General features: G+C 59.4%; 22 protein-coding genes. 7 read left to right on the top strand and 15 right to left on the bottom strand.

All coding sequences use genetic code 11. The features are described 5' to 3' along the window. Nucleotides 1–95 precede the first annotated feature (95 nt). Nucleotides 96–644, top strand: a complete 549-nt coding sequence (locus ACP7D9_RS23085) for a cupin domain-containing protein (protein WP_042558757.1) — start codon at nucleotides 96–98, stop codon at nucleotides 642–644. 641 nt (nucleotides 645–1285) lie between these two features. On the opposite strand, the gene ACP7D9_RS23080 is transcribed toward ACP7D9_RS23085, so the two are convergent. Together ACP7D9_RS23080 and ACP7D9_RS23075 are read right to left on the bottom strand one after the other, a co-directional pair. Beyond that, nucleotides 1286–2050, bottom strand: coding sequence for a DUF4225 domain-containing protein (locus ACP7D9_RS23080; protein ID WP_426159709.1), 765 nt, complete (start codon nucleotides 2048–2050; stop codon nucleotides 1286–1288). Further along, on the bottom strand, nucleotides 2037–2537 hold the full coding sequence (locus ACP7D9_RS23075) for an Hcp family type VI secretion system effector (protein ID WP_426159708.1): 501 nt from the start codon (nucleotides 2535–2537) through the stop codon (nucleotides 2037–2039). Before ACP7D9_RS23075 ends, ACP7D9_RS23080 begins: the two co-directional genes overlap by 14 nt. A gap of 346 nt (nucleotides 2538–2883) precedes the next feature. On the opposite strand from ACP7D9_RS23075, the gene ACP7D9_RS23070 reads away from it, so the two are divergent. Continuing rightward, nucleotides 2884–3168: a hypothetical protein gene (locus ACP7D9_RS23070; protein WP_426159707.1), complete on the top strand. Its 285-nt coding sequence runs from the start codon at nucleotides 2884–2886 to the stop codon at nucleotides 3166–3168. Between the two features lie 68 nt (nucleotides 3169–3236). Here the strand turns inward: ACP7D9_RS23070 and ACP7D9_RS23065 are convergent, their stop codons facing one another. Next, the gene (locus tag ACP7D9_RS23065; RefSeq protein WP_426159706.1) at nucleotides 3237–3668 is read right to left on the bottom strand and encodes a hypothetical protein; all 432 of its coding nucleotides are present in this window, start codon (nucleotides 3666–3668) and stop codon (nucleotides 3237–3239) included. A gap of 138 nt (nucleotides 3669–3806) precedes the next feature. Continuing rightward, nucleotides 3807–3932 carry a hypothetical protein gene (locus ACP7D9_RS23060; protein WP_313002487.1) on the bottom strand — a complete coding sequence of 42 codons (126 nt, stop codon included), beginning with the start codon at nucleotides 3930–3932 and terminating at the stop codon, nucleotides 3807–3809. Here ACP7D9_RS23060 and ACP7D9_RS23055 point away from each other — a divergent pair. Beyond that, nucleotides 3931–4353 carry an HD domain-containing protein gene (locus ACP7D9_RS23055; protein WP_426159705.1) on the top strand — a complete coding sequence of 141 codons (423 nt, stop codon included), beginning with the start codon at nucleotides 3931–3933 and terminating at the stop codon, nucleotides 4351–4353. The genes ACP7D9_RS23060 and ACP7D9_RS23055 overlap by 2 nt on opposite strands. Before the next feature lie 277 nt (nucleotides 4354–4630). Here ACP7D9_RS23055 and ACP7D9_RS23050 read toward each other — a convergent pair whose 3' ends face one another. After that, on the bottom strand, nucleotides 4631–4795 hold the full coding sequence (locus tag ACP7D9_RS23050) for a hypothetical protein (RefSeq protein ID WP_178081192.1): 165 nt from the start codon (nucleotides 4793–4795) through the stop codon (nucleotides 4631–4633). Nucleotides 4796–4878: 83 nt separating this feature from the next. Here ACP7D9_RS23050 and ACP7D9_RS23045 point away from each other — a divergent pair, with 83 nt between their 5' ends. After that, nucleotides 4879–5664 (top strand): DeoR/GlpR family DNA-binding transcription regulator, encoded by a 786-nt coding sequence (locus ACP7D9_RS23045; protein ID WP_426159704.1) that lies wholly within the window; start codon nucleotides 4879–4881, stop codon nucleotides 5662–5664. Nucleotides 5665–5828: 164 nt separating this feature from the next. On the opposite strand, the gene ACP7D9_RS23040 is transcribed toward ACP7D9_RS23045, so the two are convergent. The 5 genes from ACP7D9_RS23040 to ACP7D9_RS23020 all read right to left on the bottom strand — a co-directional run bounded on the left by ACP7D9_RS23040 (nucleotide 5829) and on the right by ACP7D9_RS23020 (nucleotide 11944). Continuing rightward, nucleotides 5829–7112: an NAD(P)/FAD-dependent oxidoreductase gene (locus tag ACP7D9_RS23040; RefSeq protein ID WP_426159803.1), complete on the bottom strand. Its 1284-nt coding sequence runs from the start codon at nucleotides 7110–7112 to the stop codon at nucleotides 5829–5831. 148 nt (nucleotides 7113–7260) lie between these two features. Beyond that, entirely contained in the window at nucleotides 7261–8625 is a 1365-nt protein-coding gene (locus ACP7D9_RS23035) for a glutamine synthetase family protein (RefSeq protein WP_426159703.1), read from the bottom strand. A 425-nt stretch (nucleotides 8626–9050) separates the two neighbouring features. Continuing rightward, nucleotides 9051–9950 carry a bestrophin family protein gene (locus ACP7D9_RS23030; RefSeq protein ID WP_426159702.1) on the bottom strand — a complete coding sequence of 300 codons (900 nt, stop codon included), beginning with the start codon at nucleotides 9948–9950 and terminating at the stop codon, nucleotides 9051–9053. A gap of 25 nt (nucleotides 9951–9975) precedes the next feature. Continuing rightward, a complete protein-coding gene (moaA, locus tag ACP7D9_RS23025) occupies nucleotides 9976–10974 on the bottom strand; it encodes a GTP 3',8-cyclase MoaA (protein ID WP_101159080.1) in 999 nt (332 codons plus the stop codon). 118 nt (nucleotides 10975–11092) lie between these two features. Beyond that, nucleotides 11093–11944 carry a CAP domain-containing protein gene (locus tag ACP7D9_RS23020; protein ID WP_426159701.1) on the bottom strand — a complete coding sequence of 284 codons (852 nt, stop codon included), beginning with the start codon at nucleotides 11942–11944 and terminating at the stop codon, nucleotides 11093–11095. A gap of 197 nt (nucleotides 11945–12141) precedes the next feature. On the opposite strand from ACP7D9_RS23020, the gene ACP7D9_RS23015 reads away from it, so the two are divergent. Further along, nucleotides 12142–12762: a cell wall hydrolase gene (locus ACP7D9_RS23015; RefSeq protein WP_426159700.1), complete on the top strand. Its 621-nt coding sequence runs from the start codon at nucleotides 12142–12144 to the stop codon at nucleotides 12760–12762. Here the strand turns inward: ACP7D9_RS23015 and ACP7D9_RS23010 are convergent. Beyond that, complete coding sequence (locus ACP7D9_RS23010) at nucleotides 12759–13472, bottom strand: murein L,D-transpeptidase catalytic domain family protein (protein WP_039763264.1); 714 nt, start codon at nucleotides 13470–13472, stop codon at nucleotides 12759–12761. The genes ACP7D9_RS23015 and ACP7D9_RS23010 overlap by 4 nt on opposite strands. Nucleotides 13473–13623: 151 nt before the next feature. Here ACP7D9_RS23010 and ACP7D9_RS23005 point away from each other — a divergent pair, with 151 nt between their 5' ends. After that, a complete protein-coding gene (locus tag ACP7D9_RS23005; RefSeq protein ID WP_426159699.1) occupies nucleotides 13624–15240 on the top strand; it encodes a L,D-transpeptidase family protein in 1617 nt (538 codons plus the stop codon). Nucleotides 15241–15879: 639 nt separating this feature from the next. Here the strand turns inward: ACP7D9_RS23005 and ACP7D9_RS23000 are convergent. The 3 genes from ACP7D9_RS23000 to ACP7D9_RS22990 all read right to left on the bottom strand — a co-directional run bounded on the left by ACP7D9_RS23000 (nucleotide 15880) and on the right by ACP7D9_RS22990 (nucleotide 18520). Further along, the gene (locus tag ACP7D9_RS23000) at nucleotides 15880–16344 is read right to left on the bottom strand and encodes an REP-associated tyrosine transposase (protein ID WP_426159698.1); all 465 of its coding nucleotides are present in this window, start codon (nucleotides 16342–16344) and stop codon (nucleotides 15880–15882) included. 418 nt (nucleotides 16345–16762) lie between these two features. After that, nucleotides 16763–17380 (bottom strand): DNA-3-methyladenine glycosylase family protein, encoded by a 618-nt coding sequence (locus ACP7D9_RS22995; RefSeq protein WP_426159697.1) that lies wholly within the window; start codon nucleotides 17378–17380, stop codon nucleotides 16763–16765. A gap of 57 nt (nucleotides 17381–17437) precedes the next feature. Beyond that, the gene (locus ACP7D9_RS22990; protein ID WP_101159072.1) at nucleotides 17438–18520 is read right to left on the bottom strand and encodes a bifunctional transcriptional activator/DNA repair enzyme AdaA; all 1083 of its coding nucleotides are present in this window, start codon (nucleotides 18518–18520) and stop codon (nucleotides 17438–17440) included. Nucleotides 18521–18629: 109 nt separating this feature from the next. Here ACP7D9_RS22990 and ACP7D9_RS22985 point away from each other — a divergent pair, with 109 nt between their 5' ends. Further along, on the top strand, nucleotides 18630–19046 hold the full coding sequence (locus tag ACP7D9_RS22985; protein WP_101159071.1) for a VOC family protein: 417 nt from the start codon (nucleotides 18630–18632) through the stop codon (nucleotides 19044–19046). Here ACP7D9_RS22985 and ACP7D9_RS22980 read toward each other — a convergent pair. Next, nucleotides 19043–20161 (bottom strand): carboxylate-amine ligase, encoded by a 1119-nt coding sequence (locus tag ACP7D9_RS22980; RefSeq protein ID WP_426159696.1) that lies wholly within the window; start codon nucleotides 20159–20161, stop codon nucleotides 19043–19045. The two genes, ACP7D9_RS22985 and ACP7D9_RS22980, sit on opposite strands and share 4 nt — an antisense overlap. Between the last annotated feature and the right edge of the window lies 1 nt (nucleotide 20162).

The raw sequence follows: 20162 nt of genomic DNA, 5'->3' as shown, positions 1-20162 counted from the left end.
CGGTTCCGGGACACGGGAGCAACGTGATCCGCGCGATCTGCGCGTCACCCGCCACCCACCCCCATTACCCTTAAGTACCTCAACATAAGGCTGTCATGGATACGGGTTCTCGACTCAAACTAGTACGCGAAAGCTACAAACTCTCCCAGCGCGAGCTCGCCCGGCGTAGCGGCGTGACCAACGCGACCATCTCGCTGATCGAACAGAACCGCGTCAGCCCCTCCGTCAGCTCGCTGAAAAAGCTGCTCGAAGGCATACCTATGTCCCTGGCCGACTTCTTCACCTTCGACCAGCCCCCACGCGAACACCAATACGTCTTCCGCGCCAATGAACAACCCGACCTCGGCCGCCACGGCCTGCGCCTGCTCCTCATCGGCGCCTCCGTCCCCAGCCGCCAGATGCGCCTGCTGCGCGAACAATACGCCCCCGGTGCCAGCTCCGGCGAAGAGCCGATTGTTCACTCGGAAGGTGAGGAGTGCGGGTTGGTAACGCGCGGGACTGTTGAGTTGACGGTGGATGGCTCGGTGAGCGTGTTGAATGCCGGGGATGGGTATTACTTTCCGACCACGTTACCGCATAAGTTCCGGAATATCGGGGCGGACGAGGCTGAGATCATTAGCGCGAATACGCCGGCTAACTTCTGATTGATGCGTTAGGCATTAACCATGCGCTGTAAGTAAATCCGACGCCTGTTGAAGGGCGTCGGATTTTTTTTGAGTCGAGGAAAAGTTTGTAGGTTTGACGGTTTTTATTTGTAGGAATGCTCTGAATGAGTGCGTGATGATGCAAGGTTAATGACGTTAGGGGGGGGCTGGTATGGTTACATGGCTTATGATATTGACGTGCTTCTATCTTGGTTGATCAAGACTTTGCATTGTCGAGCTAAACTTGTTGATTTTTAATGACTTGATATGGGGGTGTCATAAAGTTGAGTATCAGGTTTCTATGTCAGGTTGTTATTTTGTTCTTTTTAACTATCGCATTCAGTTGTATTTTCGCGTTAGTTCTAATGAATTTTTTGAGTCAGATTTTACCGCTGGGAGGACTGATCAGGAAATTTTCTGAGGGTTTGATGGTTCTGGTTTATCTGTATGTAAATTTTTTTTACTGCTTTCCTGTTCAGATTGCTGAGTTGCGAGGTCGGTATGTCGAGACTGGACGCTATCCAGCCTGGGTACGGTATTTCATCGCTGGCAGTTGCGCACTTATATTTGAAGAGATCGTTTATTATTTTATTAGCGATACTTGGGGGTTGTCAGAAGTGCTGTGTAGGATGCTGAGTTTTTTAGTGTTCTTCGCTTTTTACGGATATTTTATGTCCGGGAAAGGATTCAAAGGTGGGCGATAGTATTGGTGGTTGATTTATTGTAATTTCGTTGTCGATGTTTCTTATAGTGATTCCGTCAATCAACGCCTCAAAAGCCAGTGATATTTTCCCCATTTGCTTATAGGCTCGTTCATAATTCATAGGGTCGCGAGTGAATAGCTCCACTGAGTCGGCTTTTCGAACGGGTTGAAGTATGCTGAAGATAGACAGCCCTATGTCAACACCGTAGTAGGCGATATTTCCATGGGAGATGTCACCCGCTAAGAATTGATAGAGTTTGCGTGTTGGGCCAACTACTGCTGGGTTTTCAGGGCCGTTGTGAATGTTTGCTAGTCCTTCATATATGTTGTTAGCTCCGTGTAACGAGTAGACTGAGCCGGCCACTGCGTTTGTTGGTGTTCTGGAAGCGAAATGTACTGAGCCAACTTGGATTTGCATCATTCCCGCAGCAACACCTACACCGTTTTGAGCATAGAACGATACCTTGTTCAGTAACTCAGTATGTTCCTCCCTAAGCTCCTGCAACCCTTGCTTGGCGCTGATAACGCCTTCATCAACAGCCCGAATAATCTCATTCGCATAAGACGAAACGATCTCGTTAAATCGAAGCTGATTGAAACTGTCATACAGTTGAGTCGCGCCAATCTGACAGCCGAATGCGACCAGATCGGCAGCTGCTCGGGTAACATCGTTGATGTCGCACAAATCCTCATTCACCGTCATTTCCCCAAGTGCTGAAACCGCACGTGCCCGCCTGGAGGTGCGTCCAACTGATTTCGCGATAGGTGAAGGACACCAATTCTTGGGGCTGTGCGTCATTCAAGTGAATGGCGTGGGGAACCTGGAGGTTGATGTGGGCAATTTTTGCGCCGGTTATGTGGATTTTGAAGTACTTGTCCTGTGTGCCAGCGGGGGAGGTTCGGTAGAAGACGATGGTGCAGTCCAGCACTTCTCGCTCATGAAGTGCGGCGAAGAGCAGTGGTGAGGATTTGTCGATGTTTTTGGTGATCATGATCGGCAAGTGTTGGCCACGATCTGCGGTGACGCCGCCGTTATTGCCGGTGGTCATGTTGTGGGAATAGGCCAGTACCATTATCTCGTCAAGGTGGCCCAGTTGGCACTTGTTGCCGATGGAGTTAGTGTCGGAGCATCCGGCGGAGACCAGCCCTTGTCGATTTCCAGTGATACTCATGTAGCTGTGATTGGCCATGGATGCGCTGCCTTGTTTAAAGGTTAGTCTTGCTCGCAGAGTAACCGTCAATTTAAGCCAGTGCCGAGAGGCAAAGTTTCGGTGTTCATCGATCTCAGATAAGTCTTACAAGGGCGGCGGACGTCAGGAAGTGAAAGTTCTGGGTGCCAACAATGGTGAGGTCGGTTTAAGGTCGCTTCACAGTCCGGTGGAGCAAGCCCTCTCGCCACATGGATGTTTTCCTATGCAGTTGCGGACCTCGAAATCGCACGAGCCTGTTGGGCGATAACCATTCGTCAGCCGCCCCGCATTTTTGCTGCACACCTGTTTCCAATGCGTACCTAACCCTCGCAAAGGAACCGCCAACATGCGCAAATCCAACCTCGCAGCACTGACCCTGGCCACGCTGTTATCCGCCACCTCGCTCTACGCAACAGCTGCCAGCGACACCCCGGCACCCACCGCTAACGACGGCAATAGCCAAGCCAACCCGAGTGCGCCGGAAGACATTCACTCCAACGGCGCCACCGTTCCCAAAGGCACTCAGGGCAACACCACCAACAATGACGGCTCAACGCCTTCAGGTTCCAAGCCCAGCGGCTCGAAGCAATCGAATGACAGCGGCACCAGCAGCGGTGCTGGTGAAGGTTGAGGCTGTTTGCAGATGCAGCAAGCCCGGCATCGCGCCGGGCTCTGCAACAGATCAACCGATAACAGGCGCTATTTCGCCTTCCAGTTGCCCCCACTGTTCTCAAAATCAATTTTCGCCTGAGCCAGATGTTCACCGTCGTAGTAATACGTGGTGACTTTGGCGTTATCAGGCATGTTCAAGGGTTTGGCGCTTTTGTCTTTGCTGGTCGAGTGCGGGTTGGCCAGGGATTCCTGGGTCAGGCGGGCGCTGCAGGTGGCCTGGTAGTGATCGTCGCAGCGATCAACTTTTTTCTTGGTGGCGTTGAGGGTGTCCTTGGTTTCGTTGCTGCATGACCAGTTGATGGAATCGACGGGCATGCCTTCGTATTCGTAGCAGCTGTGGGTTTCCACCGCCGGCACCGAGGCGCTTGAGGAGCGGGTCTGCACGTCGCAGCCTTCGGCCATGACGCAGGTGGGGATGATGGCGAATGTGGCGATCAGAAGCAGCAGTCGGGTTTTCATCGGCAATTCCTCTCCAATGGCGCCGCGTCCGATCGATGATTTGGCGCTTGTCTGGTTTCGAGGCGGCGAGGGCGGGCAAGGTTCAATCGGCTTTGCGCTGCGCGTTCTTCGCTTACACTGCGCAACAATCAGAACCATTCAGCGCCCAAGGATTGGACCGTCGCCATGAATGAAATCGGCCACCTGCAAGCCATCCGCAACGGCCTCAAACGCGACATCGACATCGGCGGCCGTTGTGGCCTTTGAAAGCACGGAGATCACCATGGCCCAATCCCTCGAACGCGCCATCGCCATTGCCGCTACGGCCCACACGGGGCAGGTGGACAAGGGCGGCGCGCCGTACATTCTGCATCCGCTGAAAATCATGTTGCGCATGCATACGCTGGAAGAGCGCATCGTCGCTGTGCTGCACGACGTGGTCGAGGATTGCTGCGTCAGTCTTGATGATTTACGCCGCGAAGGATTCAGCGAGGAGGTGCTGACCGCGATTGCAGCTGTGACGAAATTGCCCGGTGAGTCTTACGAGGATTTCGTCGACCGCGCCGCGCAGAACCCGATCGGGCGTGTGGTGAAACTGGCGGATCTGGAAGAGAACAGCGATATCTCACGGATTGCCTCGCCGAGTTGGGACGATCTGGAGCGGATCGAGAAATATCGGCGGGCGATTGCACGGCTTCGCGCTTAGGAATGCAACCCCCGTAGGAGCTGCCGAAGGCTGCGATCTTTTGATGTTGTTTTTGCAAGATCAAGAGCAAAGATCGCAGCCTTCGGCAGCTCCTACATGTGGACGCTGTAGTCAGTTGGATAGCCAGGAAGGCGAACTATGAAATCCATTGTGTGCTTGTTGTTTGCGGCTGGTTTTGGCGCGCTGTCCCCCTCACCCAGGGGGACTGAGCGCGTGCACCGGGATCCGGCGCATAGATGGTTGCGTGAGCAATTGCTCGCCTCGGTTTGATGCATGTTCAGGCGTGGCCCAGGGCAATCGCGAACGAGACGACGATCATGCAGGCGAAGGCGAAATTGAGATTCATGGGCTGGTCATCCTGAGCTTTTGAGAGTGGGGCCATTGTGAACAGGCGCAGCGCAAAGAAAAAATTCGCCGTGTTGATTCCAATGATCGAAAGCATTGATAGCCGCTGCGTTTGTATTTGCCCCGTGCTTTGGCTAGTCTCGCTGAAACCTGCAACTACAAGCATAAACAGGCGCAACCATGCACGATCACTCCATCGCTGAACTGCCGTCCCTGCGTCGGCAGAAAATCCTTTTGCTTCTTGAGCGTGACGGCAAGGTCATGGCCTCCGAGCTGAGCCAGCATTTCGCAGTCTCCGAAGACACCATCCGCCGTGACCTCGCCGAGCTGGACAGCGCCGGCCTGGTGCAGCGCGTGCATGGCGGCGCGCTGCCGCGACCGAAGCACTCCGGCAAGGATTACTTCACCCGCCTGGATGAGACCGACGAGGTCAAAGTGCGCCTGGCGCAGTTGGCGGCGCAGCACGTCGAGGACGGGCAGATTGTGCTGTTCGATTCCGGCTCGACCACGTTGCAGGTGGCGCGCGCCTTACCCGCCAATGTCCGCATCACCGCCGTGACCGCTTCACCGCTGACGGCGATTGCCTTATCCGAATACAAGGGTGTGAAAGTGATCCTGGCGGGCGGTGAATTGAATCCGCATTCGATGTCGGCGAGTGGTCAGGAAGCGCTGCGATTGCTGGCGGGAATCAAGGCGGATCTGGCGATTACCGGGGTCTGTGCGATTCATCCCGAGCTCGGCATCACCTCGCTGCATTTCGATGAAGTGCCGATCAAGCAGGCGATGCTCGACAGTGCAGCGCGGGTGATTGCGGTGACCACGGCGGACAAGTTGGGGGCGGTGGAGCCATTTGTAGTGGCGCCGTGTACGCGCCTGCATACGTTGATTACCGAGCGGCATCCGGGGTCGGGGAGTGTGGAGGATTATCGGCGGTTGGGGATTGTGGTGGAGCAGTTGCCGGATTGAATTATTTGGGGTGGATGTGAGGGCCCGGTCGCGAGCAAGCCCGTTCCCACAGGGAAGCTGCAGTGAACACATGGCCCTGTAGGAGCTGCCGAAGGCTGCGATCTTTTGATTTTTTTAAAACAAGATCAAAAGATCGCAGCCTTCGGCAGCTCCTACAGTTTGGATCAGCGCAACCGCTCAAGCATCTGGTAATACCACATTCCCGCTGCCAGTAATGGGTTGCCGAGCAGGTCGCCCATGGGTACGCGAATGTGCTGACACGCGGCGAACGTGTCGAACTGTTCCATCTGCCCGGTGATCGCCCGGCTCATGATTTCGCCCATGATGTGCGTGGTGGCGATGCCGTGCCCCGAGTAGCCCTGGCAATACCAGACGTTGTCCGAGAGCTTGCCCAGTTGCGGGATGCGGTTGATGACGATGCCCATGGCGCAGCTCCATTGGTAATCGATTGGCACGCCTTTGAGCGCCGGGAAGGTGCGCTCGATACACGGTCGCAGCTCCGCAGCAATGTCCCGGGAATCCTTGCCGCTGTAGTTGGCGCCGCCGCCGAACAGCAAACGGCCGTCGGCAGTGAGCCGGTAGTAATCGAGGACGAAGCGGCAGTCGTACACCGCAAGATCTTCGGGGTTGATCTGTTTCGCCAGATCACCCAGCGGCGCGGTAGTGACGATGCCGCCCATGGCCGGGAAAATCTTGCCCTTGAGCTGACCCGGTTCGAGCTTGTGATAGACATCGCCGGCGAGCATCACCTGACTGGCGTCGATCTGGCCGTGGGCGGTGCGCACGCCAGGGTTATCGCCGTGAATGATCTCCAGCACTTCGCTGTTCTCGAAGATCAGCGCGCCCAGACTTTCGGCTGCGCGTGCTTCGCCAATGCACAGGTTGAGCGGATGCAGGTGCAGGTTGCGGGTGTTCTTGATTGCGCCGTGATAGAGCTCGCTTTGCAGTAAGTCGCGAACCTGGTTGCGGTCAAGCAGACTTACTTCATCACCCAGACCGCGGCGCACGGCTTCGTCGTAATCCTTGCGCAGATCCACCATGTGGCTCGGCTTGTATGCCGCGTGCAAATGGCCGTGTTTGAGGTCGCACTGGATCGCATATTTTTCGACGCGCTGGCGGATGATTTCATGCCCGCGCCAGCGCAGGTGCCAGATGAAATCGTCCACGTCATCGCCCAGTTTTGCGCGCATCTGTTTGCGCATTGCACCGTCGCCGGAGAGGCTGCCAGTCACTTGCCCGCCATTGCGCCCGGTGGCGCCCCAGCCAATTATGTGGCTTTCGACAATGGCGACTTTCAGGCCTTTTTCCGCCAGCTCTACAGCGGTGGCAACGCCGGTGAAGCCGCCGCCGATGATCACCACATCGACCTTGTGCCGGCCCTGCAGGGGCGGGTAGTCGGTGTCCTGATTGAGGGTGGCGGTGTAATAGGAATTGCAGCGAATGGTCATGTCAGGATCCACATAAAATTCGGAAGTCATAATGCAATCCCCTGTGGGAGCGTGCTTGCTCGCGAAAGCGGTATGTCAGTCACCCAAGATGTTGAATGTGACCACGCTTCGCGAGCGAGCCCGCTCGCACAGGTTCGGTGTCTGATCGTTAAGCCTCGGTCAGGTACCAGCGCCAATCCTGCTCACCCACTTCAGCCATGAACTGCCGATACTCGGCACGCTTGACCGCCAGATACACCCCAAGAAATTCCTCCCCCAACGCTTCCCGTGCCCACTGTGAATTTTCCAGCGCCTGCAATGACGTCAGCCAATCGGTCGGCAACAATTCTTTTGCCTGAGCGTAACCATTGCCCTCGACCGGCGCGCCCGGATCCAGCTCCTCACGAATGCCGCGATGTATCCCGGCAAGAATCGCCGCTGCCGCCAGATAAGGGTTGGCGTCGGCGCCGCAAATACGATGTTCGATGTGTCGCGTAGGGGCCGGGCCGCCCGGCACGCGCAGGCTGACCGTGCGGTTGTCGACACCCCAGGTCGGCGCCAGCGGCGCGTAGCTGTTGGCCTGGAAGCGTCGATAAGAGTTGGCGTTGGGGCAGAACAGCAGCAGCGAATCGAGCAAGGATGCGAGCATGCCGCCGATCGCCGTGCGCAGCAGCGGTGTGCCGGCCGGGTCTTCAGAGGCGAACAAATTACGCCCCTCGGCATCGGCGAGGCTGACGTGCATGTGCATGCCGGTGCCGGCCAGATCATCGAACGGCTTGGCCATGAACGTGGCTTGCATGCCGTGCTTGTGCGCCACGCCTTTGACCAGACGTTTGTAGCGCACGGCCTGGTCCATCGCCGCCAGCGCGTCGCCGTGCTCGAGAGTGATTTCCACCTGCCCCGGCGCGTATTCGGAGATTGCCGTACGCGCCGGAATGCCATGCAGCTTACAGGCGCTGTAAAGGTCGGCGAGGAACGGTTCGATCTGCTCCAACTCGCGCAAACCGTAGACTTGCGTATGTCGCGGTCGACCGCCATCAGCGTCCCGCGCCGGTTGCGGGCGGCCGTTGTGATCACGTTTGGCGTCGAGCAGATAGAACTCCAGCTCGCAGGCCATGACCGGGTGGTAACCCTCGGCCTTGAGCCCGTCAATGACTTTGATCAGCAGGTGACGCGGGTCAGCGATGCTCGCCGGCATGCCCTCGGTCGGGTGCATGCTGACCTGCACCGCGGCCGTCGGAATCTGCCGCCACGGCAGGCGCACCAGACTGCCTTGCAGCGGATAGGCGCGGCAGTCGATGTCGCCGACGTCCCAGACCAGTCCGGAGTTCTCGACGTCTTCGCCTTGTACCGTCAAACCGAGGATCGTGCTCGGCAGCGGTCGGCCGCTTTCATACACGGCGAGCAGTTCTTCACGGTGCAACAGCTTGCCGCGCGGCACGCCGTTGGCGTCGAGGATGAACAACTCGATCATGTCGATATCGGGGTTCTGTTCAAGGAACAGGCGGGCGTCTTCGATGGCTGCGAATTTCATGGCAAATCACTCACGATGGCGCCGCACAGGCGCGCAGATTCGGTCGGACACGACGCGACAAAAAAAGCGCACGTGTCCCGGCAGGGATATCAGAGAAAGAGAAATTGACTGTCGCGGGGGTCAGTTCGCGCGATCAGGCAGGAACGGCGATATCCGGCGGGCGTGCAGAGTGACGCAGCTTGGAACGGCGCAGGGCCATGGGCAGATTGACGATGCGGTTCATACGCGGCCCCGTATGCAGTGGGCGCGTACAGCAGAGACGTGCAACCTTTGGGGTTGTTGTGGTGACGTACTCATAACGCGTGTTTCCGTTGGCGGAAAGCGTCGGCGGCAGGGTGGGCCCGGCGACCGGTGTGCCCGGATAGTAAGGGGGAATTTGCGCGCATGTAAACGGGAGATTCGCCGATGGCGGTTTCCCGCGTTATTCAGCGCAGCACGTAATCGTCCGGTTGCGGCGCGGGCGGTAACGGCGAAACGCCGAGTTCGTGCAACACGTCGCGCTCCAGCGTACGCACCAGCGCGTCGGTCGGCAGATCGTTTTCATCGCGCCCGAACGGGTCTTCGAGTTCATCGGCAATCGCGTCGAAGCCGAAAAAGGTGTAGCTGACAATTGCCGTGAACAGCGGCGTCAACCAACCCAGCGATTGCGCCATGGCGAAGGGCAGCAGCAGGCAGAACAGGTAGATGGTGCGGTGCAGCAGCAGGGTGTAAGGGAAGGGCAGTGGCGTGTTCTTGATCCGGTCGCACACGGCCTGGGCCTGGCTCAGGCAGGTCAGGTGATTGGCCAGCAATTGATAACGCCATGGCGACAGCGCACCGGCCGTTTCCAGCTCGCAACATTGGCGCCCGACCTGATGAATGATCTGTGCGCAGTGATCCGGCGCAGCCTCGTCGAGTGGCGGGCTGAGCCAGTCGGCACTGGCCTGTGCCTCGCTCTCCGAGCGCAACCGTGCGTTCAATGCATGGGCGAATCCGCACAGGTTGCGCAACAGTTGCTCACGCCGGCGGGTGTCAGCGATGCCTTGGGTTTCACGCATCACCGAACGCACCCGCAGCAGCACATCGCCCCAGGCCTTGCGCCCCTCGTACCAACGGTCGTAACAGGCATTGTTGCGAAAGCTGAGGAAGATCGACAGCGACAGCCCCAGCAGGGTGAAAGGCGTCGCGTTGATCTTGGCGAAATAGCTCGGTACCAGGAGCTCAATCAGCACAATCCCCGCCGCCAGCAGCGTCAGCATCAAGGTGCGCACGGCGATGCGTTTGGCGATCGAGCCTTTGAGGGTGAACAGCACGGCGAACTGATTGGGTCTCGGTCTGACGATCATCTCGCGGTCCCGGTTGCGCGGCGAATCAGCCGCCGGTCATGTTCATGAAACGCACCACTTGCACGTCGTCGTTGACTTCGAAGTTGTGTCGATACGGCTTGAGTTTCATTGCTTCGATGATTGCGTTTTCCAGGCGTTCCGGGTGGCCCGGATGTGCGCGCAACACGGCTTTGAGATCCATTGAATGCTCGTTGCCCAAGCACAGCAGCAGGCGCCCTTCGACGGTCAGGCGCACGCGATTGCAGGTGCCGCAGAAATTGTGACTGTGCGGCGAAATAAAGCCCAGGCGAATGTTCGGTGCTTCCGCTACGCGCCAGTAGCGCGACGGCCCTTGCGTCGATTCGGTCGAGTCGATCAGGGTGAAGCGTTCGGCGATGCGTTCGCGCACTTGCGCGCTGGAGTAGAACGACTCGGCACGGCTGTGTTCGGCAATCGCGCCCAGTGGCATCTCTTCGATGAAGGAAATATCCAGATCACGCTCGATGGCGAAACGGACCAGATCGTTGATCTCGTGATCGTTGCGCCCCTGCATCACCACGCAATTGAGTTTGGTGCGGGCGAACCCGGCGGCGCGAGCAGCATCGATACCCTCGATAACCTGCGCCAGATTGCCGGTGCGGGTCAGCTCTTTGAAGCGCTGCGGATCAAGGCTGTCGAGGCTGATGTTGAGGCGCTTGACGCCTGCGTCGAACAGCGGCTGGGCCAGTCGGCCCAGTTGCGAACCGTTGGTGGTCAGGCACAGTTCGCGCAGGCCGGGCAGGGCGGCGATCTGCTCGCAGAGTTGTACGACGCCGGGGCGGATCAGCGGCTCGCCGCCGGTCAGACGGATCTTGCGCGTGCCGAGGGCGACGAAGCTTTGCGCCACCTGGAATAATTCTTCGAGGGTGAGGATCTGCTGGCGCGGCAGGAACTGCATGTCCTCGGCCATGCAATAGACGCAGCGGAAATCGCAGCGGTCGGTGACCGACAGGCGCAGATAATCCACGCGGCGGTTGTGACCATCGATCAATTCACGCTGTGTCATGGGCTCGCCTCGTGGATATGGAACGCCGTTAGCGGGCGCAGATTGCGCAGGGTAGGCTGCACTCGCCACGCCGTCCAATCACTCTGGCTGACCGAGTGATTGACGGCGTCGATGAGGCTTACGGTGCGCCGAACATTGCCGTCCAGTAAATGCCGGCGTTGCTTTTCGGATCGGTCGCATACGCGGCGCCCAGTTCCTGATATTGCGGGTTCATCAGATTGGCGCAATGGCCAGGGCTGGCGAGCCAGCCGTCGACGACCTTGCCGACGGTGTCTTGCCCGGCGGCGATGTTTTCACCGACCAGTTGCCCGCTGTAGCCGGACAGCTCGGCGCGGTCGCCAGGTGTGCGACCGTCGCGGTCCTTGTGGTCGAAATAATTGTTATTGGCCATGTCGCGGCTGTGATCTTGGGCAATGGTGCCCAGCGTGGCGTTCCAGGCCAGCGGTGCTGCAGCAGCGAAGGATTGGCTGCCGCACTGCCGCGCCTGGCTGCGTGCGGTATTGAGTTGCGCCAGCAGCTTTTGCCCTTCGCTTTGTGCATCGCCCAGTTTCGCCGTCAGCAGCGGCCGCGCGAGGACGATGCGCCAGTCGCGGTCAACGCGGTTTACTCCGATATCGACGAACTGCGGATCCAGCACCACCTGGCAGAAGCTTTCCTTGATCGCCTGCATTGCCGCCGCTGCATCGCGCGGGCCGTTGAGGGTGATCGCCTGCACATTGACCATCGGGTAGTGGGCGCTGGTCATGGCCTGCTGCAGATCGACCGCGCCGCTGGCGGGCAGTCGCAGCCGTGGATCGGCCGACAGCGGTGGCAACTCGTTCGACGCCTGAGTGCCGCAACGCTGCGGCTGGCTGCGATAGCTGTTGATCGACTCGATCAATTGCAGTTCATCGGCGGCCAGCGCCGGGGTGGCGAGCACCACGCCCAGCGACAGTGCGGCGCAACGCAAAACGGACGGCATGAAGCGCATGGAAATCTCCCTTGAGCTGAATGCGTCCATGATGCGCGAAAGGCCCCCGGTGGGTGAATGTCTTTTTCTTTTCGGGCGGATTTTTCTGCGCTGGTGCGCCCGCACATTTGCTCGCTACACTCTGCGCAGACCCCGCAAACCGGGCGTCTCACCGACGTAACATCTTGCCCCCGGCGGGCGCTGACGGAAGAACCGACATGGGATTGAAAGGCTTGGCGGGCGGTTTGTTGTTGATCTTTTTGACCGGCGCAGCATGGGCCGGCGCTCAGGCCCCGATCGAGGCCAAGGCCGAACAGAAAGCCGAGGTGCTCGAGGAGAAAGCGGCGGATAAAGTCAGCGCAGCTCCGGCGCCTAAATCCGAAGCGATCACACCCACCGAAGCGCAAGCGGTGGACCCGGCCGGCGCCGCGCCGCTGGACGATCCGCTGACCTGTCTGGCGCGCAGCATCTATTGGGAAGCCAAGGGCAAGGACACCCCGGAAATGGAAGCCGTCGCCAGCGTCGTGATGAATCGCCTCGGCCATGACGGCTTTCCCGACACGGTGTGCGCGGTGGTCAAGCAAGGTTCGGAAAGCGGCAATTGCCAGTTTTCCTGGTGGTGCGATGGCAAGCCCGATCAGGTCAAGGAAGACGCCGAATACGCGCTGGCCAAGGAAATCGCTAGCAAGGCGTTGAACCGTCAGCTCAAGGATCGTACGCGCGGCGCCTTGTATTTCCACGATCGCGGCGTGCACCCGAGCTGGGCCAAGGCCTATCGCAACACCGCGCAGACCGGCAGGTTCCTGTTCTACAAACCCGCCGGCGGCGACGCGCGTTAGCTGGCGTGGGTGTTGAGAATGCTCGCCACCTGCTGCGGCTGGCAGTTCAGGTACGGTGACTTTTGCAGCCAGCGCTGATCCGGGTACCAGGAAAACATGAACTGGCCGTTCTTCAGGCGATCGATCACCTGTTTGGCGATCTGCGGCCGCACGGCGGGGCAACCCTGACTGCGGCCGATGCGTCCCTGGCGCTTGCTCCACAGCGGGTTCACATAACTGGCGGCATGAATCACAATCGCGCGATCACGGGCCAGATCATTGAAACCGGGCTCCAGACCGTCCATTCGCAGGGAATAGCCGTGGGTGCCTTCGTAGCTTTCCTGAGTCCGGAACAGGCCGAGACTGGACTGGTAACTGCCTTCGCGATTGGAAAACTGCGTGGCGAAATTTTCCCCGGAGTTGGAGCCGTGGGCGACCAGATCGCGCAACACCAGCTTCTTTTTATTCAGGTCGAAGATCCACAGGCGGCGCTCGGTGGACGGTTGCGAATAATCGATGATCGCCAGATGCCGCGAGGGTTTCGCGCCGTTGTTGACCGCGCATTGCATGGCGTTCAATGCACCTTTGAGCGCTTGGGGATTGAGTTCCGGCGCAGCGTGGGCGAGGCTGTTGTAGAGAACCGGCGATGGCTTGCCGGCGGCAAATACTGGGCTGGTCACGGCGACAAGGGTCGCGGTGCTCAACAGAAGTCGGCGCAAAAACGTCAACATTTTATAAAGTGTCCTCACTTGCTACATAAACGGCACTTTGGCTCCTGACTCCCAGTCAATACCCGCAGGCTCGCGGTTCGAGCCTGACTGTTCAGCGCACCTGTTGTAAGGTTGACCGTCATCTGGACGGCCATGGATTGGAGTAAAGCAGTTGTTCAAAAAGTACGCATGCTACTTGAGCATTTGTTTGCTCGCTGCGCCGTTTGTCGCTTGCGCCGATGAACCGCTGCCTCCGCTCGAGACTCTGCCGACGCCGGCAACACAATTGCCGGTCGAGCCGCGCAGCCCGCTGCAAGCGGTGTTGATCAGTCTGGCGCAGTCATGTCCGGCGATTGCCCCGCGTCTCAACGCCCCGGCGCTGAGCCAATTGCAGGCGTTCTATGAACAGCAGGACTGGATGCCGGTGTGGGCGAGTGATTCGGCACGCTTGCCGACATTGCGCGCACAATTGCAGCTGTTGGCCGATGATGGCTTGAATCCGGATCGTTATGCCGTGGCAGCAACGCCGCCGCAGGATGGCGAGTTGTGTGCCGACATCGATATCAGCCGCAACTACCTGCAGGCCTTGCAGGATCTGCATTACGGTCGCCTGTTGCAGTCGCATTTCGAGCCGCTGTGGCGTGTCGACGGCCCGCCGACCGACCGTCAGGCGCGATTGCTCAGCATCGCCGTGCCCGGCATGAATAACATTCCCGCAGCGTTTGATCTGGCCCGTCCGCACCTGCTGCAGTACCAAAGTCTGCGTCAGCTGTATGCCGCGCAGCGCTTGCAGGCTTTGCCGCAATGGCAGCCGGTCGGCAATGGCCCGTTGCTGCGCCCGGCGATGGAAGATCAGCGCGTGCCGCAATTGGCGCAGCGTCTGTATAACGAAGGCTATCTGGCACACGCGCTGGTAACGCCGGACAACGCCTACGACGACGTGCTGGTGGAAGCAGTGAAGCATTTCCAGGCCAGCCACTCGTTGCAGGCTGACGGCGTGGTCGGGCCGGGCACCATAGCCGAGCTGAACATCAGCCCAGTGACGCGCCGCGATCAACTGCGGGTCAACCTTGAACGTTTCCGCTGGATGGCCCAAGACCTGGAGCCCAGTGGTCTGGTGGTCAACGTCGCGGCCGCTGAGCTGACGCTGTATCAGGGCGGTCAACCCGTGTGGCAGACCCGCACTCAGGTCGGCCGCGCCGAACGCCAGACACCGCTGCTCAAATCCCGTGTCACGCGGTTGACTCTGAACCCGACCTGGACCGTGCCGCCGACCATCTGGAAAGAAGACAAGCTGCCGCAGATCCGCAAGGATCAGACCTTCCTCAGCCGCCAGAACCTGCAAGTGCTCGATGCAAACGGTCAGCCCCTCGCGGCGGCGGATATCGACTGGGACAACCCCGGTAACATCCTCCTGCGCCAGGACGCTGGCCCGCGTAATCCGCTGGGGCAGATGGTGATCCGCTTCCCCAACCCGTTCTCGGTGTACCTGCACGACACGCCGAGCAAGGCGCTGTTCGACAAAGGCCCACGGGCATTCAGCTCCGGCTGCGTGCGCGTCGAGCACCCGCTGCAACTACGTGACCTGCTGCTGTCACCGGCAGAAAAAAACCGCACCGACACGTTGCTGGCGACCGGTACTACCCACGAATTTCGTCTGTCGGCACCGGTGCCGATCCTGATGACCTACTGGACAGCGCAAGTCGACAGCACCGGGCGTATCCGCTATGCGCCGGATATCTACAGCCGCGACAGCGCATTACTGGTGGGGCTTGATCGGGCGCATTGAGGGCTTACGGGGTAATACATCAGCAATGACATTGCCCGCGCGACCGCTTTCGCGAGCAAGCCCGCTCCCACAGGGTCTTGGAGGTGTTGGAGGATCTTGCATCTGGCGCCCGTTGAATATGGGAGTGGTGGTGCTGGAAAATTTTGCGTCTGGCACCCGTTGAATGTGGGAGTGGGCTTGCTCACAAAGAGGGCAGTGCATTCAGCAATGATGTTGACTGAATGGACGCTTTCGCGAGCAAGCCCGCTCCCACAGGGTGTTGGAGGTGTTGGAAGATTTTGCATTTGGCGCCCGTTGAATGTGGGAGTGGTGGTGCTGGGAAATTTGCGTCTGGCACCCATCGAATGTGGGAGTGGGCTTGCTCACGAAGAGGGCAGTGCATTCAGCAATGATGTTGACTGAATGGACGCTTTCGCGAGCAAGCCCGCTCCCACAGGGTCTTGGAGGTGTTGGAAGATTTTGCATCTGGCGCCCGTTGAATGTGGGAGTGGTGGTGCTGGGAAATTTTGCGTCTGGCGCCCATTGAATGTGGGAGTGGGCTTGCTCACGAAGGGGGCAGTGCATTCAGCGATGATGTTGACTGAATGGACGCTTTCGCGAGCAAGCCGCTCGGACAGGGTGTTGATGATGTCGAAAGTTTCAGCGGCTGGCCCAGATCGCATCCCAGAGCGGGTAATCATCAAGCTTTTGCACCAAGCCCGCGCGTAGGGGGTTGGCCACCACATATCTGGCCATTTGCACCAGATTCTCTTCTTGCCGTAGCGCACGATCATGAAAGCCCTGTTGCCACAGGCTGCCTGTTCTATCGGTCGTCTTATTGATGGCTCGGGTGCTCAGGGACTTCGTCTGGCACATCAGTTCTCCCAACGTTCCTTTCTGCAACTGGACCAACCAATGGAAATGATCCGGCATGACCACCCATGCCAAGGTATCGGCCAAACCGTCTGCTTGCGCTTGTTGGAACTGGTTAGCTACTAATCTGCCGAGATCGTGATTCTTGAAAACCGGTTCACGGTGCAAGGTGTTGGCGGTGAGCAGGTAAATGCGGTTGCTTTCGCAGAAGCGGCCGATTCTGAGACGGTGAGACGAAGATCGCTCGGGCATTCCTTTGCCTTGTTCGTGATTGATTTGAGTGGAAGGCTAGTTGAGCGGGCAGAACCGGATGCGATGATTGTTGGCAGGATGTGTCTGCGCATCAGATTGCTGCGACGGGATTCAGCAATGATGTTGCCTGACCTGACGCTTTCGCGAGCAAGCCCGCTCCCACAGGGGAACTGATGGTGTTGGCAGATTTTGCGTCTGGCGCCCGTTGAATGTGGGGCTTGGCTTGCTCACGAAGGTGGCGGTACGTTCAGCATGATGTTGCCTGACCTGACGTTTTCGCGAGCAAGCCCGCTCCCACAGGGGAACTGATGGTGTTGGCAGATTTTGCGTCTGGCGCCCGTTGAATGTGGGAGTGGGCTTGCTCGCGAAGAGGGAGGCGGATTCAGAGCAGATCGCTGGGCATCAGTCCATTTGATGCCTATCCCTTGCCCGCCCGCCATAAATACCACGCCGCCACGGTGCGATACGGGCTCCAGGCTCGGCCGATCTCGATCATTTGTTTGCGTGTGGGCTGGATGCCCAGGCCTTTCAAACGTCGATAACCCTCGCGCACGCCAAAGTCATCGGCGGGGAGGATGTCCATGCGTTCGAGGCTGTAGATCAGCAGCATTTCCACTGTCCAGCGCCCGACGCCGCGCAAACTGGTGAGGCGTTCGATCAGCGTTTCATCGTCCATCGCCCGCGCAGTCGGGTAATCCGGCACCACGCCGTCCAGCGTCGCCTGAGCGATCCCCTGAATCGTCGCGATCTTGCTCGCTGAAAACCCGCAAGCGCGCAATTGCTCGACATCCATGGCGAGAATCTGCGCCGGGCGCGGAAACGTCTGACCGGCAAACAGCCCCACCAAACGCCCGAGAATCGCATCGCCAGCCTTGGCGTGCAGTTGCTGATAGGCAATCGCGCGCACCAGCGATTCATACGGATCGCGCGCCGGATGCGGCTGATGCAGGCACGGTCCAACGGCGCGGATATGGCGCTGCCAGTCAGGGTCTATAGCGGCCAGAAAGGCGCTGGCCACGCCATACCCGTCAGCCATGCTGCCGTGAATCGGTCGTACTCATCCAGATCCCTTTTGCCTGATGGGTTGCATGCTTCAAAAAGCCAATGGGTGAGTCATTTGCAGCGCGGCGTTCTCCAGCCTGAGCAGAAACGCCTTGCGCGGTTGTCCGCCACCATAGCCGGTCAGCGAGCCGTCCGCGCCAATCACCCGGTGGCAAGGCACCACGATCGACAGGCGATTGTGCCCGTTGGCGAGGCCGACCGCGCGGCTGGCGCCGGGTTTTCCCAGCCCCGCCGCGATGGCGCCGTACGTGCTGGTGTGGCCATAGGGAATTTGCAGCAGCGCCGCCCAGACCTCGCGGGCGAACGCGCTGCCGGGCAGGTGCAACGCCACGTTGAATTGGCTGAGTTTGCCGGCAAAGTAAGCCGCCAGCTCCCCTTCGATCTGCTGCAAGTGGGCATTGTGTCCCGGCGCGACCGCATAGCCATAACGGTTCTGCAGGGCTTCGACTTCACGCGTCAGCGCCGGGCGATCGAGAAACTCCAGCAGCACCAGCCCACGGCGCTCGGCCATGGCGATCATCGGCCCCAGCGGGGTGGTCAGGCGGGTAAACAGCAACGGTTCACTGTTGGCCGCACGGCCGGGGGTGATGTGGAAAGACTTCTGAAACGCGTCGCGAAAACCGCTCAGCGATTCATAGCCGGAATCGAACGCGGCGTGATCAATCGACGTGCCTTGCCTGATTCCGCCCAACGCCATGCCGAGGCGACGGGTGCGCAGCCAAGCGTGGAACGTCATGCCCAAGTGCTGCTTGAACCAGCGTCGCAGCTTCAGCGGCTCTATGCCCTCGGCGAGCAATTGCGCATCGCTCCAGCGCTGTTCGGGGTCGGCGTCTACTGCGTTGAGCAGGCGCTGCACCCAGTCCGGGGCGATGGCCGCCGCGTCCAGCGGTTTGCAGCGCAGGCAGGCGCGATAACCGGCGCACAGGCATTCGTCGGCGTGGGCGAAGAATTCGACGTTTTCCGGTTTCGGCTTGCGCGCCGTGCAACTGGGGCGGCAGAAGATTCCGGTGGTTTTCACGGCCGTGAAGAACACGCCTTCATAGGCAGTATCGCGTTCGAGCATGGCGCGAACCATTTCGGCGTGGGGCGGCAGGACAGCGGCTGGTATGTTCATGGGGTGAGAGTAAATCCGCTTTGTCGATCGCTCCACCGAAAAATCGACAGTGAATTTTTTCGCCTGTGCAGCACAATGAGCGGGTCGCCGCTTTCAAGGAAGCCTAGCCATGCATCCGTTTTCCATTCAGCGCATCGACCATATCGTCCTGCGCGTCGCCGACTTGCAACGCAGCATCGATTTCTACGCCAGGGTGTTCGGCGCCGAAGTGGTCAGGCATAACCAGCCGTTGGGGCTGGTGCATCTGCGGGCCGGCACGTCGATGATCGATCTGGTCGACCTGGCGGGCGAACTCGGGCGCAAGGGCGGCGGCGCGGCTGAGGCGCACAAACGCAACGTCGACCACTTTTGCTTGCGCATTGAGCCGTTCAACGAGGCCGCGCTGATTGCTCATCTGCAATCGTTCGGTTTGACCGTAGAGAAAGCCGCCAGACGCTTCGGCGCTGAAGGTTACGGCTTGTCGCTGTACTGTTTCGATCCTGACGGCAATCAGGTTGAACTCAAAGGTTCTTCCGAGAGTGGTTAGCCGGCCGTTTCCTGAAGCAACAGTTCGCAGACTTGTGCCAGCGCCGAACGGCCGTCCAGCGGTCGTTCAGAGGCGCGGTCAAGCAGCGCCAATTGCCGGTCGGCGCTGGTGCCGCTGGCGATGATTGCCCGCGCACACTCGAACAACTGCGCCGCGCCCAAGGCCTGCGCAGTATCGGCAAAACGCTGCTCGGCCAGCTCCAGCCACTGCATGATCGAACAATCGCCGTCGATCCCTTCGACCAAAAAGCGCGCGTGAATTCCCAAGCGTTTGGCGCGCCAGCGATTTTCTTCCAGCATGGCACGCGCAGTCTGGTCGTACAGCAATCCGGGACGCCGCTGCGCACTGGCGTGTGCCACCAGTACACGGAAAAACGCTGCCAGAGTCAGCGCGTCGGCGACCCGAGGGCAAGCGTCGGTCATGCGCAGTTCGAGCGTCGGAAAACGCGCCGCCGGACGCACGCCCCACCAGCACTCCGCGGGCTGCGTGATCGCACCGATGCGCGTGAGAAATGCCATGTGCTCATCGTAATGGCGCTGATCGGCAAACAGCGGCGGGATGCCCATGCGGGGCCACTCGTCACACGCCGTCTGCCGATAACTCATGAAACCACTGGCGACGCCATCCCAGAGGGGTGACGAACAGCTCAGCGCCAACAGCAGCGGCGTCCACGGCAGCACTTCATTCATCACCGCTATGCGATCCAGCGGCTCGCCCACTTCGACATGCACGTGCAGACCTGACAGTACGCTGCGCCGCGCGACGTGGCCGTAGCGTTCGAATAAATGCTGGAAATGCTCCTCCTCGGTCGGAGTCTGTTCTCGCCAGTCAGCCAATGGATGACTGCCGGCGCTGAGCACGCCCAGACCAAATGGCTCAAGCGTTGCGCGCAAGGCCTGACGGCTGCCGCGCAAGAAATCGCTAGCATGCTCGAAGTCACTGAACACCGGCGAAGCCACCTCGATCTGTCCCTGAAACATTTCCGTAGCAAACCAGGCGCCCAACGCCGCTCGACATGCCTCGATGGCCCGCAGCGAAGGGCTGCCGACCATGCGCAGGGTCTGCAGGTCGGTCAGGAAAAACTCTTCCTCAATGCCAAATCGCGGGCTGGTCATG

The sequence above is a fragment of the Pseudomonas sp. TSRC2-2 genome (assembly GCF_049897785.1).
Lineage (GTDB): Bacteria > Pseudomonadota > Gammaproteobacteria > Pseudomonadales > Pseudomonadaceae > Aquipseudomonas.
The sequence above is the reverse complement of the archived record's forward strand: the minus strand, read 5'-3'. Positions and strand labels throughout refer to the sequence as shown.

Excerpts from the sequence above, each read along its gene's own strand:
- ACP7D9_RS23030 (WP_426159702.1), bottom strand. The coding sequence starts at position 9,950 with ATGATCGTCAGACCGAGACCCAATCAGTTCGCCGTGCTGTTCACCCTC.
- ACP7D9_RS23050 (WP_178081192.1), bottom strand. The coding sequence starts at position 4,795 with ATGCTTTCGATCATTGGAATCAACACGGCGAATTTTTTCTTTGCGCTG.
- ACP7D9_RS23035 (WP_426159703.1), bottom strand. The coding sequence starts at position 8,625 with ATGAAATTCGCAGCCATCGAAGACGCCCGCCTGTTCCTTGAACAGAAC.
- ACP7D9_RS22995 (WP_426159697.1), bottom strand. The coding sequence starts at position 17,380 with ATGGCTGACGGGTATGGCGTGGCCAGCGCCTTTCTGGCCGCTATAGAC.
- ACP7D9_RS23085 (WP_042558757.1), top strand. The coding sequence starts at position 96 with ATGGATACGGGTTCTCGACTCAAACTAGTACGCGAAAGCTACAAACTC.
- ACP7D9_RS23060 (WP_313002487.1), bottom strand. The coding sequence starts at position 3,932 with ATGGTGATCTCCGTGCTTTCAAAGGCCACAACGGCCGCCGATGTCGAT.
- ACP7D9_RS23080 (WP_426159709.1), bottom strand. The coding sequence starts at position 2,050 with ATGACGGTGAATGAGGATTTGTGCGACATCAACGATGTTACCCGAGCA.
- ACP7D9_RS23070 (WP_426159707.1), top strand. The coding sequence starts at position 2,884 with ATGCGCAAATCCAACCTCGCAGCACTGACCCTGGCCACGCTGTTATCC.
- ACP7D9_RS23010 (WP_039763264.1), bottom strand. The coding sequence starts at position 13,472 with ATGTTGACGTTTTTGCGCCGACTTCTGTTGAGCACCGCGACCCTTGTC.
- moaA (WP_101159080.1), bottom strand. The coding sequence starts at position 10,974 with ATGACACAGCGTGAATTGATCGATGGTCACAACCGCCGCGTGGATTAT.
- ACP7D9_RS22990 (WP_101159072.1), bottom strand. The coding sequence starts at position 18,520 with ATGAACATACCAGCCGCTGTCCTGCCGCCCCACGCCGAAATGGTTCGC.
- ACP7D9_RS23065 (WP_426159706.1), bottom strand. The coding sequence starts at position 3,668 with ATGAAAACCCGACTGCTGCTTCTGATCGCCACATTCGCCATCATCCCC.
- ACP7D9_RS23000 (WP_426159698.1), bottom strand. The coding sequence starts at position 16,344 with ATGCCCGAGCGATCTTCGTCTCACCGTCTCAGAATCGGCCGCTTCTGC.
- ACP7D9_RS23055 (WP_426159705.1), top strand. The coding sequence starts at position 3,931 with ATGGCCCAATCCCTCGAACGCGCCATCGCCATTGCCGCTACGGCCCAC.
- ACP7D9_RS23045 (WP_426159704.1), top strand. The coding sequence starts at position 4,879 with ATGCACGATCACTCCATCGCTGAACTGCCGTCCCTGCGTCGGCAGAAA.
- ACP7D9_RS22985 (WP_101159071.1), top strand. The coding sequence starts at position 18,630 with ATGCATCCGTTTTCCATTCAGCGCATCGACCATATCGTCCTGCGCGTC.
- ACP7D9_RS23075 (WP_426159708.1), bottom strand. The coding sequence starts at position 2,537 with ATGGCCAATCACAGCTACATGAGTATCACTGGAAATCGACAAGGGCTG.
- ACP7D9_RS23020 (WP_426159701.1), bottom strand. The coding sequence starts at position 11,944 with ATGCGCTTCATGCCGTCCGTTTTGCGTTGCGCCGCACTGTCGCTGGGC.
- ACP7D9_RS22980 (WP_426159696.1), bottom strand. The coding sequence starts at position 20,161 with ATGACCAGCCCGCGATTTGGCATTGAGGAAGAGTTTTTCCTGACCGAC.
- ACP7D9_RS23015 (WP_426159700.1), top strand. The coding sequence starts at position 12,142 with ATGGGATTGAAAGGCTTGGCGGGCGGTTTGTTGTTGATCTTTTTGACC.
- ACP7D9_RS23040 (WP_426159803.1), bottom strand. The coding sequence starts at position 7,112 with ATGACCATTCGCTGCAATTCCTATTACACCGCCACCCTCAATCAGGAC.